The following is a 14,434-nucleotide window of genomic DNA, read 5'->3' as shown; positions in this document are numbered from 1 at the left end:
AAGGCTTAAGTCCTTGGCTATGAAAGAGCTTTTGAAAACCAACGATCCCACTGTGATCGCCTTCGCGCAAGCCCTTCTTCAAGGAGAGGGTATAGACTGCTTTGAAATGGACGTAAATATTAGCGTACTAGAAGGTTCGATAGGCATTTTGCCGCGCCGCCTGATGGTTCGCGATCGGGATCATTTTATGGCGGCTGCGATTCTGCGTGATAATGATGTTTCGTTGAGTGAATGAATGGGATTTCCATCCGTAACAAACGACTCGTTTCTTGGCGGGAAACTTACCCTTAAGCAACCAGCGGTCGGCTACCGCGCGGGGCCTGATGCGGTGCTGCTTGCGGCTTCGGTTCCGGCGCAATCCTCAGAAAGTGTTCTTGAGCTGGGATGCGGAGTTGGAGCGGCGCTTCTGTGTTTGAACGCGCGTGTTCCGGGGCTTCAATTGACAGGGGTTGAGATACAGCCAGACTATGCCGAGCTGGCACGTGAAAACGCGCAAGGGGCGGTTACGGTCGTGACCGCGGATCTCGATGATTTGCCGCTTGCGATACGGGATGTGCAATATCATCATGTGCTCGCCAATCCGCCGTACTACCTTGAGAAACGGCGGAAAAAATCTGGTGATCGTGGACGAGAAACCGCATTCACCGAGGAAACCCCGCTCGCGCGATGGATTGAAATAGCGGCCAAGCGTTTGCGGCCCAAGGGTGTGTTTTCTCTGATTCAGGATATTGAAAGATTGCCCGAAGTCCTTGCGGCAGCACTCCCCGTACTAGGCAGTCTGGAGGTCTTGCCGGTCTGCGCGCGCGAAGGGCGACGTCCACAACGGTTTCTGCTGCGCGCCCGAAAAGGAGGGCGTGCAGAGTTCATGATGCACGCGCCTCTTATCCTTCATCAGGGTGCCGCGCACACCACAGACCAAGACAGCTATCGTCCAGAAGTGAAGCGCATCTTGCGCGATGGAGCGGCGCTAGAATTTCCACCACGTTAGGAAAATATTAAGCCTCCAACGCTTGAATTAAAAATTGGCGGAGGATAGCCGATGAATGTGTAATCTACGTGACATATGACCGGTCCTGTGCTTTGCTGAAGAAGTTGGATACTTTTAGACACAAGGAGTACGACTATGACCATGAGTTCGCATTTGAATGAGCTCCGGAAAAAACATCAAACTCTTTCTAACGACGTCGAGATGGCTCAGAAAAGTCCATCTGCTGACGAACTTGTCATCGCTTCCATGAAAAAGAAGAAGCTGCGCCTGAAAGAAGAAATTAATCGTCTTTCACAGGCCTAGATATCCCCGCCCGTCAATTCTGAATCGGTATTCCGTGAATTTGTGCGGGCGGCAATAACAGCGCCGAGTGTTATCAACGCAGCAGAGACGGCCAAAGGCCAACTCGCTTGCGTAACGCCTGCCAATACGAGAACGCAGGTTGATATGACCGGTGCGGCATATGAGGTGACACCCAGAAGTTGGATGTCACCTTTTTTCATGCCAATATCCCAAGTGTAGAATGCAATTCCGACGGGCCCGAGGCCAAGCGCGACTATCGACAACCAAGTTACTGGCTCGCTTGGCCAGTATGTTGTTTCAAATGCAAAGTGCGCAATGAGGGAAAACAGAGCAGTCAGAACGCAGAATATCGCGACGGTTTCTGTTGGTGCGCCCCCGAGCTTCCGCGATATGACGGAATATCCGGACCATGTAATCGCACATGCGAGCGCAAGCGCATAGCCGGGGAGGGCGGTGACCGACATTGACGCGCCGTTGCCAATCAGAATTGCTGCGCCGGTAAATCCAAGTACCGCACCGACGATATGCTGACGCTTGAGCTGTTCCTCTGGAAGAAGTCCGCTGAAGAGGACAATGAGCAACGGCCAGAGATATGCGATAAGGCCCGCTTCGGCAGGAGGCGCAAGGCGAAGGGCTGAAAAATATAAGAAGTGGTATCCAAATAGCCCGAGCGTTCCAAAGGCGTAAATTTTCCAACTGACAGTGCGCAGCGCGGAAAAACCAATGCCACGAGAAACCCAGATCAGGCCAATGAAGCCCGAGATCGCGAAGCAAATCGCGTTGAGTTGAAGCGGCGGCATCGGCGCACTTCCAACAGTAAATACGGCCAGAAACGACCAGAGAAGAATGGCCGTGAAGCCAACGATCGTCGCACGTCGTTTCTGCATTTCCGTTCCTGTGTCTCCGGAGGGGTTAGATGAAGTATTGCCCGCCGTTGGCCGTGATTGTCGATCCGGTCACAAACCCTGCGTCGTCCGAAGCAAGGAAAACAACACAGCGTGCAATTTCTTCTGCCTCACCCAAACGTCCAACGGGGATTTGCGAAATGATGCTATCGCGCACTTTTTCAGGAACGGCCATCACCATTTCGGTTGCAATATATCCTGGGCAGATCGCGTTCACAGTGATGCCTTTGAATGCACCTTCCTGCGCAAGGGATTTGGTGAGGCCAAGGTCTCCGGCTTTTGCGGCAGAGTAGTTGGCTTGTCCCATTTGGCCCTTTTGGCCGTTGATGGAGCTGATATTGATAATGCGTCCAAAGCTGCGGTCCCGCATCCCTGACCAAACCGGATGCGTCATGTTGAATACGCCCGAAAGGTTGGTGTCGATAACTTCTTTCCACTGTTCGCGCGTGATTTTGTGGAACATCGCATCGCGTGTGATGCCAGCGTTGTTCACAAGAATTTCTACCGGCCCAAGCTCGGCTTCGACTTTGGCGATACCTTCCGCGCAGGCGTCGTAATCTGCAACAGACCACTTATAGGTTGCGATGCCCGTATCATCGGAGAATTTCTTCGCCGCTTCATCATTGCCCGCATAGTTGGAGGCAACGGTATATCCTTCGCCCTTAAGCGCGATTGCAATGGCCGCGCCGATCCCACGTGTTCCGCCAGTAACGAGTGCTACTCTGCTCATATTTAGACTTCCTTAATATCACATTTGGCAATTAACTTAGGTATGCGCGCAATTTTATTGCGCGCATAATTTCACGCTAGTCGCGCTCGAGGCAAAGAGCAACTCCCATGCCACCGCCGATACAAAGTGTCGCAAGACCTTTTTTCGCGCCGCGTCGCTTCATTTCAAAGAGCAGAGTGTTCAAAACCCGCGCACCAGACGCGCCGATTGGGTGTCCGATGGCGATTGCGCCGCCGTTGACGTTCACGATCGCGGGATCCCAGCCCATTTCCTTATTCACGGCACATGCTTGTGCGGCAAAGGCTTCGTTTGCTTCGACGAGGTCCAAATCATCAACCGTCCAGCCCGCTTTGCTTAGGGCTTTCTTGCTCGCATGCACGGGGCCCACACCCATAATTGCAGGGTCGAGGCCAGCAGTTGCGTACCCAGCGATGCGTGCGAGTGGTTCGATGCCACGCTTTTCGGCGTTCGCGGCACTCATCAAGAGAGCGCCCGCCGCACCGTCGTTCAGGCCAGAGGCGTTCGCAGCCGTAACCGATCCCTCGCGGTCAAACGCTGGGCGAAGCTTTTGCATCGCTTCCATAGTTGCGCCATGACGGATGTATTCGTCAGCATCAACTGTCGTATCGCCGCGGCGGGATTTGACGATAAACGGCACGATTTCATCAATGAATTTACCTGCCTTCTGCGCGGCTTCAGCTTTGTTTTGGCTCGCGACGGCAAATTCATCCTGCGCTTCGCGCGTGATTTCCCATTTCTTGGCAACGTTTTCGGCAGTGGTGCCCATGTGATAGTTGTTGAATGCATCCCAGAGACCGTCGCGGATCATGCTGTCGATGAATTGCATGTCGCCCATTTTCTGGCCCTTGCGAAGGTTGGCAACATGCGGAGACATAGACATGTTTTCTTGGCCGCCCGCTGCGACGATATCTGCATCGCCAAGCAAGATATGCTGTGCACCGAGCGCGATGGCGCGGAGGCCGGAGCCACAGACTTGGTTGATTCCCCATGCGGCTGATTCTTGAGGGAAGCCAGCGTTGATGTGCGCTTGGCGGGCGGGATTCTGACCCTGTCCTGCTGTTAGCACCTGTCCCAATATCGTCTCGGAAATTTCGCCTTTTTCGACCCCTGCGCGTTCAACGAGAGCTTCAAGGACAGTTGCACCGAGATCGTGGGCAGGGGTGTTAGCAAATGATCCGCCAAAGCTGCCGACGGCGGTTCGGGCGGCAGAGGCGATAACAACGTGAGACATGGACAGTTCCTTTCCCGAGACTGAAATTGGTCCGCGCCGTTTCGGGAAAACGAGCACTTCCCGTTCATGATAACTGCAGGAGAATCTCCTGCGCTTACAGTGGACAGTCTGTGTCGCAATTAGGCAAGTGCTGTGTCGTATTTAGCTCCAATTAGCGGCTAATTCTCGCTTCCAAGGGGGGCGAACCGAAGGGGCGCCGAAAAAATAGCCTTGGAAGCAGTCAATACCGATGGATTGCAGGAAGGTGATGTCTTGTTGGTTTTCAACGCATTCGGCAACGGTGAACATTTCGAAATGCCCCGCGATAGAGCGTAACGCTTTGGTGAGCACTTGGTTGTCGGGGTCTTTGGCAATGCCGCGGATGAATTGTCCGTCGATCTTTACGATATCGAAAAAGAATTCTTTGAAATAACGGAATGCGGTGAAGCCTGCGCCGAAATTATCCAATGCAAAAGAGATTCCACGCGCCTGAAGATCGCCCATGAACGTCGTCACCAACTCGGGCATTTGCATTGCCGAGCTCTCTGTTATCTCGAGGATCAAACGTTCGGCAATCGTCTCATCCATGTCGAGGCCTTGCTCAAGTGTTTGGGTCCAGCGCCGATAGCCAATAGAGCGCGCTGACATGTTTATGGACAGGCGCAAATCTGGTTCGTCAGCGAGGGCCCTTAGGCCCAGTTCAAGCGCGATACAGTCGACGCATCTTCCGATCTCTTTATCCTCAATCGCTTCCATAAATTCATGAGCGGGAATAATGCGGCCGGTGTCATCAAGGAGGCGGATCAGCCCCTCGTAGAATGCCACTCGGTCGGTCCGCGATGCCTGCACGACGGGCTGGTAGGCCAGAACCGCGCGTTTTCCCTCAACCGCGCATTGTACGAGCGACAGTGTATCCAGTTGCTGCTCCGCCGCCGCAAAGGCAAATGGGCTTTCTGCTTGCTCTGGCGTGTGATTGTCATCGTGATGCGTCATGGTTTCTCTCCGTCACTGTCTGGATACTATGGCTCGATGACTGTTAATAGCTGGTGAATATTCCTATTTTGTTCTAATTTGATTTAAACTGTTAAAGCATTGGTTTTGGAGGGGAAATGCAAGAACGTTGCGGATGGGTCGGTCAGGAAGAAATTTATATTGCCTACCACGACACGGAATGGGGCGTTCCCGTTTATGATAGTCGTGCCCTTTGGGAGAAGTTGATTCTCGATGGTTTTCAGGCAGGTTTGAGCTGGATCACTATCTTGAGAAAGCGCGAGAATTTTCAGGAAGCCTTCGCAGGGTTTGATCCAAATATTATCGCCGAATGGGGCGAGCCCGAGATTGAAAGCCTTCTGCAAAACGATGGGATAATTCGGCATCGCGGCAAAATCGCCGCCACAATTACCAATGCGCGGGTTTGGCAAGAGATCGAAGCGGAAAAAGGGTTCGACAAATATCTATGGGATTATGTCGGAGGCAAACCGCTTCAGACCAACTTTAGGACGCTTGCGGATGTGCCGCCCTCGACGCCGCTTTCTACAGAAATATCAAAGGATCTGAAAAAACGCGGGTTCAAGTTTTGCGGGCCTACGATTGTCTATGCGTTTATGGAGGCGGTGGGCATGGTCAACGATCACGTCGTGACCTGCCCATGTCATGGCCCGCTCAGTGATACGGACTAAGAGGACGGTTCGATAAGCGCGCGAATGATTGCTTTGGCGCTTTCGCTGTCCCATTCGGCGTCACCCACAAGTCTGGCGATCTCTTGGCCTTCGCGGTTAAGGAGCACGGTCGCGGGAAGGCCGGTTACCTCCATATCCATTGCGAGGGCGCTCTTGGGGTCAAGGAGAATCGGCAGGTTCTCGATGCTTTCGTCAGCGAAGAACTTCTCGATCGCTGGCATTCTGTTGCGACCTGTCGCAATAGTCACTACCGCAAAATCATCGCCGCTAAGCTCGGCTTCCAGTGCGTCAAGCGACGGCATCTCTTTGCGGCAGGGCGCGCACCACGTCGCCCAGAAGTTAACCAGTGTGATCTTGCCCTCATATTCCGCAAGAGTAAGTTCGCGTCCATCTGGATCGAAATAAACTGCGTCAGAACCATCTACAGGCGATTCATGTATCTGGAGCTTTTCAAGAGTTCCTTCGCGAAGGGCGCCCAAATCCGCAAACGCAGCATTTGCGCTAAGCGCGAGGCCCGCGTATAGGGGGGCTAACCAAATATTTCGCATTTTCTTCCCTCCAAAGGGCCTTGATATGACCAAAGACGACACAGCCAAGACTTCTTCCAATCAAATGTGGGGTGGGCGTTTTGCCGCCGGACCCGATGCGATCATGGAGGCGATCAACGCCTCGATCAGTTTCGACAAACGCATGGCCGCCCAAGATATTGAGGGCTCGCGTGCCCATGCAGCCATGTTGGCAAGCGCAGGCATCATCACAGATACAGATGCCAAAGCCATTCGGGAAGGGCTGCTCACGGTCTTGTCAGAAATAGAGAAAGGCGATTTTCCGTTTTCTGCTGCCCTCGAAGACATTCATATGAACGTCGAGAGCCGCCTAAAAGAGATCATTGGTGAGCCCGCAGGCCGCCTACATACGGGGCGCAGCCGTAATGATCAGGTTGCGACAGACTTTCGGCTTTGGGTGCGTGAGCAGACTGACGCGGCGATTGATGGCCTTGAGGCCCTCATCCGCGCGCTTCTGACGCAGGCCGAGGCAGGGGCCGATTGGGTCATGCCGGGCTTTACGCATCTCCAGGTGGCGCAGCCGGTGACTTGGGGGCATCACATGATGGCCTATGTCGAGATGTTTGGCCGTGACATGTCGCGCTTCCGCGATGCCCGCAAGCGTATGAACGAATCCCCACTTGGGGCGGCGGCACTGGCTGGAACGTCCTTCCCGATTGACCGTCATATGACCGCAGAGGCGCTGGGCTTTGATCGTCCCGCTGCGAACTCGCTTGATGCAGTTGCCGATCGTGACTTTGCGCTGGAGTTTTTGGCGGCATCCACGATTACCGCAATGCACCTGAGCCGCTTTGCCGAAGAGCTGGTGATCTGGTCATCTGCTCAGTTCCGTTTTGTTGCCTTGTCCGACCGGTTCTCGACAGGGTCCTCGATCATGCCGCAAAAGAAAAACCCAGACGCCGCAGAGCTTATTCGTGCCAAAGTCGGACGGATTATGGGGGCGATGGTTGGTCTGTTTACAGTGATGAAGGGACTTCCGCTGACATATTCCAAGGATATGCAGGAAGACAAAGAGCAAGTATTCGACGCTGCTGATAACCTCATGTTGGCGTTGGCTGCGATGACGGGAATGGTGGCCGACATGACGGCGAACCGCGAAAGCCTCGAAGTCGCAGCGGCAAGCGGGTTCTCGACGGCGACGGACCTTGCCGACTGGCTTGTTCGTGCGTTGAACATGCCTTTCCGTGATGCGCATCACGTAACCGGCGCGCTTGTAGCGATGGCCGAGAGTAAGAATTGCGACCTGCCTGATCTAACGCTTGCAGACATGCAATCGGTTCACGAACACATCACACAGGATGTGTTTGATGTTCTGGGCGTTCATAACTCTGTTGCGTCGCGGGTTTCCTATGGTGGTACCGCACCAAGCCAAGTAAAATCACAAATCGAGCGGTGGAAAGCCGACTTAGAAAAGGACGCCTAAATGAAAATTCTCTTGCCTATTGCCCTGATCGTCACATTATCAGCATGTGGGGTCGATGGTGAGCCAACGCCGCCCGCAGAGACACCCGAAACAGGTGTGTCCATTTCGGGGGATATTCGGATGGGCGTTGCCAAGAAACTGTAAGCCGCGTGTGAATATATGAAACGAACTGCGTTGATCCTAATTGTTGCACTGCTGGCTGGATGTGCCGGGCCGCAATACCCGCCGACAGTAAGCGGTGACATCTATATGGGATCGCGCGGTACGTATGGCCGCATCGGTGTGAGCACAGGTAACTTTGGGATCAACATCGGGATCTGATGTCACTTTTGCGCGCAACATATCTGGGGTTGGCGATTTTCGGTGCTGTTGTACCGATGTATCATTTTGGCCTCTGGTTTTTGGGCGACAATTCCGGCCAGATGAGCGTGATCGAAGCGTGGCAGGTAAATGCCGCGGCTACGGGGCTTATGTGGGATTTGGTCATTGCGGCAATTGCTTTGTCGATCTGGATGCTGGCCGAAATCTATGTTCGACGGAACTGGATGGCGCTGATCGCGCTTCCTGCGACATTTCTTATTGGGGTGTCGTGCGGATTGCCGCTCTATTTGTATTTTCGGACGCGTCCGATTGATTAACGGTGCTGATCGAACAGGATCGGGTTGCCGTCCGGATCTTCGATCATAAAACTGGCAGGGCCAGAGGAACCCGCTTCGATCGGCTCACTCGTATCTATTCCTTTATCCTCGAGCGCTTTCTGAAGTTGTCGTACATCGGTGAAGTTATCCAAAGCGTTGGAGTTGGCGTCCCACCCAGGGTTGAACGTAAGCATATTCTTGGGAAACATTCCCGAGAACAGGCCAATCGTGGTCGACTCATTCCTAAGTATAAGCCACCCCTGTTCGGCATCGCCGCCCACAGCTTCAAAGCCGAGTTTGCCGTAGAATGCAGAAGAAGCCTGAATATCCTTCACGTTCAAGCTAACGGAAAATGCGCCAAGTTTCATCGTTTCCTCCAGTTTTGGGACAATTGTAGCTGTCACTATACACAATGAACGAAAATGGCGGGATTCGTTTGAAATCCTGTTGCGGTCTGCTATGAGCGAAAAAAAGCGCTACATGGTGGCAATCGAAAGGCGAACGGATGGATCATTTTCTTTATCGTAACGGCGAGTTATACGCCGAGGATGTGCCGGTATCCGAAATCGCCAAGGCAGTCGGAACGCCATTCTATCTCTATTCAGCGGCGACATTCCGTCGGCACTTCAAGCTCTTTGATGACGCGCTGAACGGGACAGAGCACCTAGTTTGCTTTGCGATGAAGTCAAACTCCAATCAGGCGATTCTCAAGCTCCTCGCAAACGAGGGGGCTGGTATGGATGTGGTTTCGGGTGGCGAATATGCCCGTGCCAAGGCAGCGGGTGTCGCTGGGGATCGGATCGTGTTCTCGGGCGTCGGTAAAACACGCGAAGAAATGCGCGCTGCGCTTACGGGCGGTATTCGTCAGTTTAACGTCGAATCCGAGCCTGAAATGATCGCCCTAAACGAGGTAGCACTAGAGTTGGGTGTTCAGGCCCCAATCGCAATCCGCGTGAATCCCGACGTAGATGCCAAGACACATGAGAAAATTGCCACAGGCAAAAGCGAGAACAAATTCGGTATTCCCATTTCCCGTGCCAAGGAGGTCTATGCCCTTGCCGCGAGCCTTAAGGGGCTGAAAATAATGGGCATTGATGTTCATATCGGAAGCCAACTGGTGGAGTTGGAACCGTTTGAATTGGCATACAAGAAGGTGCGCGAACTAACCGAGGTTTTGCGTGCCGAAGGCCACGAGATCACGCGTTTGGACCTCGGTGGCGGATTGGGTATTCCTTATGAGCGTTCCAATAGCGCGCCTCCCCTGCCACAGGAATACGGCGAACTGATCCAGAATGTTCTCGGCGATCTGGGCTGTGAGATCGAGATCGAACCAGGGCGGCTTATCTCGGGGAATGCTGGGATTTTGGTCAGCGAAGTTATCTATGTAAAGTCGGGCGAAGATCGCGAATTCTTGATCATTGATGGCGCGATGAACGATCTGGTGCGCCCGAGCATGTATGGTGCCCATCATGATATTATCCCCGTTGTTGAGCCCGAAGCGGGGCAGGAGCAGGCAAAATACGATATCGTCGGACCCGTCTGTGAGAGCGGTGACACCTTTGCCAAGGGGCGGAATATGGCACCGATGGCGGCTGGCGACCTTGTCGCGTTTCGCTCGGCAGGTGCCTATGGTGCGGTAATGGCGAGTGAGTACAATTCGCGCCCCTTGATCCCAGAAGTATTGGTCGATGGTGATCAATTCGCCGTCATTCGTGCACGTCCGAGCTTTCAAGATATGATTGATCGCGATACGGTTCCTTCATGGCTTTAGGCTAATCTAAGCCACGACCAAGCGGGAGGGAGCACCTGTGCACGCGCCAAATCCCTTGAAGAAACGTCTGCGATGGCCACTTCGGCTTACGTGGGCTGGGATTGTGGGCGAGAGATTCCTGCGAAGTTTTTGGCCTGCCTATAGCGTTGCCTTCGTGATGATCGCAGCGTTTCTGCTAGGGCTGCACGAGCAAGTATCGCTTACGGCAAGTTATGTTGTGTTCGGCGTATTGGCGCTTGGCTTGCTCGTTACCATCGTGCGCGGCGCTATCAAGTTTAGGTTCCCGTCCCGTGCCGAAGCATACGCGCGACTGGACGGCACGCTTGTCGGCTATCCAATTGCAACATTGCTAGATGCGCAAACCGTTGGTGCAGAAGACCCCGCATCGCGTGCTGTCTGGGAGGCCCATCTTCAGCGAATGGAAGCCCGCATCATCGGAGCGCGGGCGCCATCACCCAACTTACGTTTGGCGGATCGCGATCCGAACGGGTTTCGGCTTATGGCCGTGCTTGCCTTGCTGGTTGCGCTCATTTTTGGCGCTCCGCGAAATTTCATGTCGGTTCCAATCCTGAGTGATCGATTGGCTGTTGGGGCTGCGACGGGTGGTTCCCTCTGGGAGGGGTGGGTGCAGCCACCGCGCTATACTGGCAAGCCGAACCTTTACCTTAACGACCTGACCGATCGAAGCTCTCTCTCGATCCCGCAGGGAAGTACAATTGCCCTACGGTTTTATGCCCCGATGGACTTGGGTGATCTCGAACAAGATATCGCGGAACTGGTGCCAGATGAGGACGCCGTCGGTTCTTCTGAGCAAGTGACGATCATGGTCAACCGCTCAGGGACGCTTGAAATAGACAGTGAATATGGTGGGAGTTGGCGCATTGAAATGCTTCCCGACGATCCGCCCAAAGTGTTTCAGACCGCCGAGGCCGAAGGGACGCTTGACGGAGAGTTGATACAGGAATTTACGGCGCAGGATGACTATGGTGTCGCAAGTGGTTCGGTGCAATTTGCGCTCGATATGGATAATGTCGCGCGTCGGTATGGTCTTGCGGTGGAGCCTGAGAGCACCGAAGGTTTTGTGCTGGATTTACCGCTTCCTTACACATCTGGAGCCGCGGATTTTGATGAGGTGTTCTCCGAAGATTTCGCGGCGCATCCTTGGGCTGGATTGCCCGTAATCATGAAAATGCAGGTATGGGACGATCTGGATCAGCAGGGGGATTCGGGCGACATTCAAATGCTCCTCCCCAAGCGCAAGTTCTTTGATCCACTTGCGGCGAGCGTCGTGGAAATGCGGCGTGATTTGCTGTGGTCGCGGGAAAACGGGGAGCGTGCCGAGCAAGTGTTGAAAGCCGTCACGAACCTACCCGAGGACCTCGAGATAGACGAGAGTGGTTATCTGATGCTGCGCGTTGCGATTGGGCGCTTGGCGACCGCCAATCAAAACGGACTTGATAAGGCAGAAACGACCGAGATCGCGGATGACCTCTGGGAGATTGCGCTTCGTCTTGAGGAGGGCGGGCTGGATGACGCCAAGGCCCGTATGGAGCGCGCGCAGGATCGTCTTTCCGAGGCAATGGAGCGCGGTGCGAGTGATGCAGAAATCGCTGAGTTGATGGACGAGCTGCGTGCCGCAACGGATGCCTATATGTCCGAGTTGGCGAGGAATTCGGAAGGCGGCGAGCAGCAGGCGCAAAATCAAGAGGGCGCTGATGTCTCGCAGGATGAAATTGACGCACTGATGGATCAGATTCAGGAGTTGATGGAACAGGGCAGAATGGCCGAAGCGCAACAACTTCTCGATATGCTGCGCGAGATGATGGAGAATATGCAGGTTACGCAGGGCACAGGCAGTAACGGAAGCGGAACCCCTAGCGAACAATCCATGGAGGGACTGCAAGAGACACTGCGCGATCAACGGGACCTGTCGGACGAAGTTTTCCGTGATCTTCAGGAACAATACAATCCGCCGCTGTCAGATGGACAGACACCTTCCCCAGACCAAGGGCAAGAGCCACAAGAGGGTGAGGGTTCTACTGGTGAGGATCAGCAAGGCGAAGGTGGCGGAAACGGAACGCAGGAAAATGATCGCGGACAACCGGGCGGCTCGCAATCGCTGGCCGACCGCCAACAGGCATTGCGTGACAGTTTGCGCGAGCAGGGGCGTAACTTACCGTCTGATCTCGATGGCGAAGCAGGCGAGGCATTGGACCGCGCTGGCCGCGCAATGGAAGACGCGCGGGATGCGCTCGACAATGACGATATTCCCCTCGCGCTAGATCGGCAATCCGAAGCGATTGAAGCGTTGCGCGAAGGTATGCGCGCCATTGGCGAAGCTATGGCAGCAGACGCCCAAGGCCGCGAAGGTGAGCAGGGCGAGGGTGCTCTGAGTGAAGGGCGTGAAGGTGGCGATCCACTGGGACGTGTGCCCGGTACGGGCGGAACAACGCGAAGCGAGGGGCCGCTCTATGACCGTCAGACACCCTATGGGCAGGCACGTGAATTGTTAGAAGAGTTGCGGCGGCGCGAGGGTGACAAAACCCGCCCCGAGTTGGAGCTAGACTACCTGCGCCGCCTCATGGATCAGTTCTAACCGAAGTTATTCGGTCGTTGTCTCGGTGTTCATTTTCTCGATCATGGATTCCATCAGCGAGTCTATCGCACTGCGAGTTTGATCCGCGCTGCGCACATATGTCTGGAGTGCCGGATCAAGCGCGGGAACCTTGGCACCGATCTGCGGCGCAAAGCTGTACACCGACAATAGCACCGCCACGAGTACAACAATCAGGCTGAAGCCCATCCGAAAGCCGCTACGGCGTGGCGAGAGTTCCTCATCGATTTCATCAATGCGGTTTGCCTTGCGATCCGAAGTCGCATCAAGCGTTGAATTGATCTCTTCGATATCCGGAAGCAATCCCCCGCGCGAACCATCGGCGTTCTCGGGAACCTCGGCTTCGATATCTGCGTTGGCTGCGGTATGTTCGCGAATGACTTTCTCAAGTGATGGATCGGTTGGCGCAGCTTCGGTTACATCTTCGAGTGGAGTATCGGAGCTGCCTTCTTGGAGGCGCGCTTCTTGCTCGCGTTGCGCTTCCTCGCGAAGGACATTCATCAACGCATCGTCAATTCCCGCTGCGCGCTCAGGCTGAGGGGGAGCAGCAGGTGCGTCCGTTGCGGTAGTTTCTGTTTTGAATACATTCTCATCGGCGTCGTCTTGAAGGGTTAAAGTGTCCTCGGATTGAGGAGTCTGAAACCACGTATCGCCGCAGCTTGAACATTGAACATCGCGACCGCTTTCTGGAATGAGGCGGCTTTCGACCTCATATTGGGCATCGCAATTGGGGCAAATCAGCCGCATCGCTATTCTTTCCTGTCGTGCGGATTTCCGCATTTATTGTTTCATACGTTGAACTAAACCTTAACAGGGGTACAAGAAAAAACAATCCATTTGCCTCTAGCCATTGCAACCTTTCGCGCGCTTGGGCAAAACTGTGGCAGTTTAATCGATAAGGACACAGCGGTGATCGAACTACAAAATGTCTCCTATAGCTATGGGGGAGGCGAACTACTTTCAGATCTTTCGCTGAAACTGGCTCCGGGATCGTTCCACTTTTTGACGGGACCTTCGGGAGCTGGAAAGACGACTCTCTTAAAGTTGTGCTACATGGAATTGCGTGCAACCTCTGGTTTTGCAACGGTTTTTGGCAAGGACGTCGCCGAAATGACGCGTGACGACATTGCCGCAAACCGAAGCCGTATCGGCGTTGTGCATCAGGATTGCAAATTCCTAGACCACTTGGCGCTGACCGATAACGTTGCCCTTCCGTTGACGGCAACAGGATCAGAAGTGAACGCCCAAGACCTTGATGATCTCCTTAGTTGGGTAGGGTTGGATACGCGCAAAAATAGTTTGCCTCCCCAACTTTCTGGCGGAGAGCGCCAACGCGCCGCACTTGCGCGGGCAATTATCATGTCACCAGATGTGATTTTGGCAGACGAACCCACTGGAAACGTTGATTGGGAGATGTCGCAGCGGCTCTTGGCGCTCTTGGTCGAACTGAACCGCATGGGCAAAACGATTATGGTGGCCACGCACGACCTCAACTTGATCCGAACTGCGAAAAATCAGGTGAACGCGCGCGTGCTTCGCATCTCCAACCGCAAACTCCAACTTGCAGGAGCGGATTTGTGAAGGAG

General features: G+C 54.2%; 18 protein-coding genes. 11 read left to right on the top strand and 7 right to left on the bottom strand.

All coding sequences use genetic code 11. The features are described from left to right. Positions 1 to 19: 19 nt before the first annotated feature. The 3 genes from ACFE33_RS14155 to ACFE33_RS14145 all read left to right on the top strand — a co-directional run bounded on the left by ACFE33_RS14155 (position 20) and on the right by ACFE33_RS14145 (position 1,291). Complete coding sequence (locus ACFE33_RS14155; protein ID WP_380058734.1) at positions 20 to 235, top strand: DUF2007 domain-containing protein; 216 nt, start codon at positions 20 to 22, stop codon at positions 233 to 235. Then, complete coding sequence (locus ACFE33_RS14150) at positions 236 to 988, top strand: tRNA1(Val) (adenine(37)-N6)-methyltransferase (RefSeq protein ID WP_380054687.1); 753 nt, start codon at positions 236 to 238, stop codon at positions 986 to 988. It begins immediately after the preceding gene. A 135-nt stretch (positions 989 to 1,123) separates the two neighbouring features. Next, a complete protein-coding gene (locus ACFE33_RS14145) occupies positions 1,124 to 1,291 on the top strand; it encodes a YdcH family protein (protein ID WP_380054684.1) in 168 nt (55 codons plus the stop codon). Here the strand turns inward: ACFE33_RS14145 and ACFE33_RS14140 are convergent. The 4 genes from ACFE33_RS14140 to ACFE33_RS14125 all read right to left on the bottom strand — a co-directional run bounded on the left by ACFE33_RS14140 (position 1,288) and on the right by ACFE33_RS14125 (position 5,150). After that, complete coding sequence (locus tag ACFE33_RS14140) at positions 1,288 to 2,178, bottom strand: DMT family transporter (protein WP_380054681.1); 891 nt, start codon at positions 2,176 to 2,178, stop codon at positions 1,288 to 1,290. The genes ACFE33_RS14145 and ACFE33_RS14140 overlap by 4 nt on opposite strands. A 25-nt stretch (positions 2,179 to 2,203) precedes the next feature. Next, entirely contained in the window at positions 2,204 to 2,926 is a 723-nt protein-coding gene (locus ACFE33_RS14135) for a beta-ketoacyl-ACP reductase (RefSeq protein ID WP_380054679.1), read from the bottom strand. 76 nt (positions 2,927 to 3,002) lie between these two features. Then, positions 3,003 to 4,178, bottom strand: a complete 1,176-nt coding sequence (locus ACFE33_RS14130) for an acetyl-CoA C-acetyltransferase (protein ID WP_380054676.1) — start codon at positions 4,176 to 4,178, stop codon at positions 3,003 to 3,005. Between the two features lie 141 nt (positions 4,179 to 4,319). Then, positions 4,320 to 5,150, bottom strand: a complete 831-nt coding sequence (locus ACFE33_RS14125) for an EAL domain-containing protein (protein ID WP_380054673.1) — start codon at positions 5,148 to 5,150, stop codon at positions 4,320 to 4,322. Positions 5,151 to 5,266: 116 nt separating this feature from the next. Between ACFE33_RS14125 and ACFE33_RS14120 the strand changes: the two genes are divergently transcribed. Then, on the top strand, positions 5,267 to 5,836 hold the full coding sequence (locus ACFE33_RS14120; RefSeq protein WP_380054670.1) for a DNA-3-methyladenine glycosylase I: 570 nt from the start codon (positions 5,267 to 5,269) through the stop codon (positions 5,834 to 5,836). Here the strand turns inward: ACFE33_RS14120 and ACFE33_RS14115 are convergent. After that, positions 5,833 to 6,384, bottom strand: coding sequence for a TlpA disulfide reductase family protein (locus ACFE33_RS14115; protein ID WP_380054667.1), 552 nt, complete (start codon positions 6,382 to 6,384; stop codon positions 5,833 to 5,835). The two genes, ACFE33_RS14120 and ACFE33_RS14115, sit on opposite strands and share 4 nt — an antisense overlap. Before the next feature lie 25 nt (positions 6,385 to 6,409). Here ACFE33_RS14115 and argH point away from each other — a divergent pair, with 25 nt between their 5' ends. The 4 genes from argH to ACFE33_RS14095 are packed head-to-tail and all read left to right on the top strand — an operon-like array spanning position 6,410 to position 8,463. Then, positions 6,410 to 7,825 carry an argininosuccinate lyase gene (gene argH / locus ACFE33_RS14110; RefSeq protein ID WP_380054664.1) on the top strand — a complete coding sequence of 472 codons (1,416 nt, stop codon included), beginning with the start codon at positions 6,410 to 6,412 and terminating at the stop codon, positions 7,823 to 7,825. Further along, positions 7,826 to 7,969, top strand: coding sequence for a hypothetical protein (locus ACFE33_RS14105; RefSeq protein WP_380054663.1), 144 nt, complete (start codon positions 7,826 to 7,828; stop codon positions 7,967 to 7,969). A 15-nt stretch (positions 7,970 to 7,984) separates the two neighbouring features. Continuing rightward, positions 7,985 to 8,146 carry a hypothetical protein gene (locus ACFE33_RS14100; protein ID WP_380054660.1) on the top strand — a complete coding sequence of 54 codons (162 nt, stop codon included), beginning with the start codon at positions 7,985 to 7,987 and terminating at the stop codon, positions 8,144 to 8,146. Further along, on the top strand, positions 8,146 to 8,463 hold the full coding sequence (locus ACFE33_RS14095) for a DUF2834 domain-containing protein (RefSeq protein ID WP_380054658.1): 318 nt from the start codon (positions 8,146 to 8,148) through the stop codon (positions 8,461 to 8,463). The genes ACFE33_RS14100 and ACFE33_RS14095 overlap by 1 nt, the downstream gene beginning before the upstream one ends. Here ACFE33_RS14095 and ACFE33_RS14090 read toward each other — a convergent pair. Beyond that, the gene (locus tag ACFE33_RS14090; protein WP_380054655.1) at positions 8,460 to 8,831 is read right to left on the bottom strand and encodes a VOC family protein; all 372 of its coding nucleotides are present in this window, start codon (positions 8,829 to 8,831) and stop codon (positions 8,460 to 8,462) included. The two genes, ACFE33_RS14095 and ACFE33_RS14090, sit on opposite strands and share 4 nt — an antisense overlap. Positions 8,832 to 8,968: 137 nt before the next feature. Here ACFE33_RS14090 and lysA point away from each other — a divergent pair, with 137 nt between their 5' ends. Together lysA and ACFE33_RS14080 are read left to right on the top strand one after the other, a co-directional pair. Next, on the top strand, positions 8,969 to 10,234 hold the full coding sequence (lysA, locus tag ACFE33_RS14085) for a diaminopimelate decarboxylase (RefSeq protein ID WP_380054653.1): 1,266 nt from the start codon (positions 8,969 to 8,971) through the stop codon (positions 10,232 to 10,234). Between the two features lie 37 nt (positions 10,235 to 10,271). After that, positions 10,272 to 12,830 carry a TIGR02302 family protein gene (locus tag ACFE33_RS14080; RefSeq protein WP_380054650.1) on the top strand — a complete coding sequence of 853 codons (2,559 nt, stop codon included), beginning with the start codon at positions 10,272 to 10,274 and terminating at the stop codon, positions 12,828 to 12,830. A 6-nt stretch (positions 12,831 to 12,836) separates the two neighbouring features. On the opposite strand, the gene ACFE33_RS14075 is transcribed toward ACFE33_RS14080, so the two are convergent. Beyond that, positions 12,837 to 13,628, bottom strand: coding sequence for a zinc-ribbon domain-containing protein (locus tag ACFE33_RS14075; RefSeq protein ID WP_380054647.1), 792 nt, complete (start codon positions 13,626 to 13,628; stop codon positions 12,837 to 12,839). 129 nt (positions 13,629 to 13,757) lie between these two features. On the opposite strand from ACFE33_RS14075, the gene ACFE33_RS14070 reads away from it, so the two are divergent. Further along, entirely contained in the window at positions 13,758 to 14,429 is a 672-nt protein-coding gene (locus ACFE33_RS14070) for a cell division ATP-binding protein FtsE (protein WP_380054644.1), read from the top strand. Positions 14,430 to 14,434 lie beyond the last annotated feature (5 nt).

It is taken from the genome of Falsihalocynthiibacter sp. SS001 (assembly GCF_042445055.1).
Taxonomy (GTDB): Bacteria; Pseudomonadota; Alphaproteobacteria; order Rhodobacterales; family Rhodobacteraceae; genus Falsihalocynthiibacter.
This window is presented reverse-complemented; position numbering and strand designations above follow the sequence as displayed.

Coding starts and splice junctions, on each gene's coding strand:
- ACFE33_RS14155 (WP_380058734.1), top strand. CDS start 20: ATGAAAGAGCTTTTGAAAACCAACGATCCCACTGTGATCGCCTTCGCG.
- ACFE33_RS14120 (WP_380054670.1), top strand. CDS start 5,267: ATGCAAGAACGTTGCGGATGGGTCGGTCAGGAAGAAATTTATATTGCC.
- ACFE33_RS14115 (WP_380054667.1), bottom strand. CDS start 6,384: ATGCGAAATATTTGGTTAGCCCCCCTATACGCGGGCCTCGCGCTTAGC.
- ACFE33_RS14075 (WP_380054647.1), bottom strand. CDS start 13,628: ATGCGGAAATCCGCACGACAGGAAAGAATAGCGATGCGGCTGATTTGC.
- ACFE33_RS14140 (WP_380054681.1), bottom strand. CDS start 2,178: ATGCAGAAACGACGTGCGACGATCGTTGGCTTCACGGCCATTCTTCTC.
- ACFE33_RS14095 (WP_380054658.1), top strand. CDS start 8,146: ATGTCACTTTTGCGCGCAACATATCTGGGGTTGGCGATTTTCGGTGCT.
- ACFE33_RS14105 (WP_380054663.1), top strand. CDS start 7,826: ATGAAAATTCTCTTGCCTATTGCCCTGATCGTCACATTATCAGCATGT.
- ACFE33_RS14100 (WP_380054660.1), top strand. CDS start 7,985: ATGAAACGAACTGCGTTGATCCTAATTGTTGCACTGCTGGCTGGATGT.
- argH (WP_380054664.1), top strand. CDS start 6,410: ATGACCAAAGACGACACAGCCAAGACTTCTTCCAATCAAATGTGGGGT.
- ACFE33_RS14130 (WP_380054676.1), bottom strand. CDS start 4,178: ATGTCTCACGTTGTTATCGCCTCTGCCGCCCGAACCGCCGTCGGCAGC.
- ACFE33_RS14090 (WP_380054655.1), bottom strand. CDS start 8,831: ATGAAACTTGGCGCATTTTCCGTTAGCTTGAACGTGAAGGATATTCAG.
- ACFE33_RS14125 (WP_380054673.1), bottom strand. CDS start 5,150: ATGACGCATCACGATGACAATCACACGCCAGAGCAAGCAGAAAGCCCA.
- lysA (WP_380054653.1), top strand. CDS start 8,969: ATGGATCATTTTCTTTATCGTAACGGCGAGTTATACGCCGAGGATGTG.
- ACFE33_RS14145 (WP_380054684.1), top strand. CDS start 1,124: ATGACCATGAGTTCGCATTTGAATGAGCTCCGGAAAAAACATCAAACT.
- ACFE33_RS14150 (WP_380054687.1), top strand. CDS start 236: ATGGGATTTCCATCCGTAACAAACGACTCGTTTCTTGGCGGGAAACTT.
- ACFE33_RS14135 (WP_380054679.1), bottom strand. CDS start 2,926: ATGAGCAGAGTAGCACTCGTTACTGGCGGAACACGTGGGATCGGCGCG.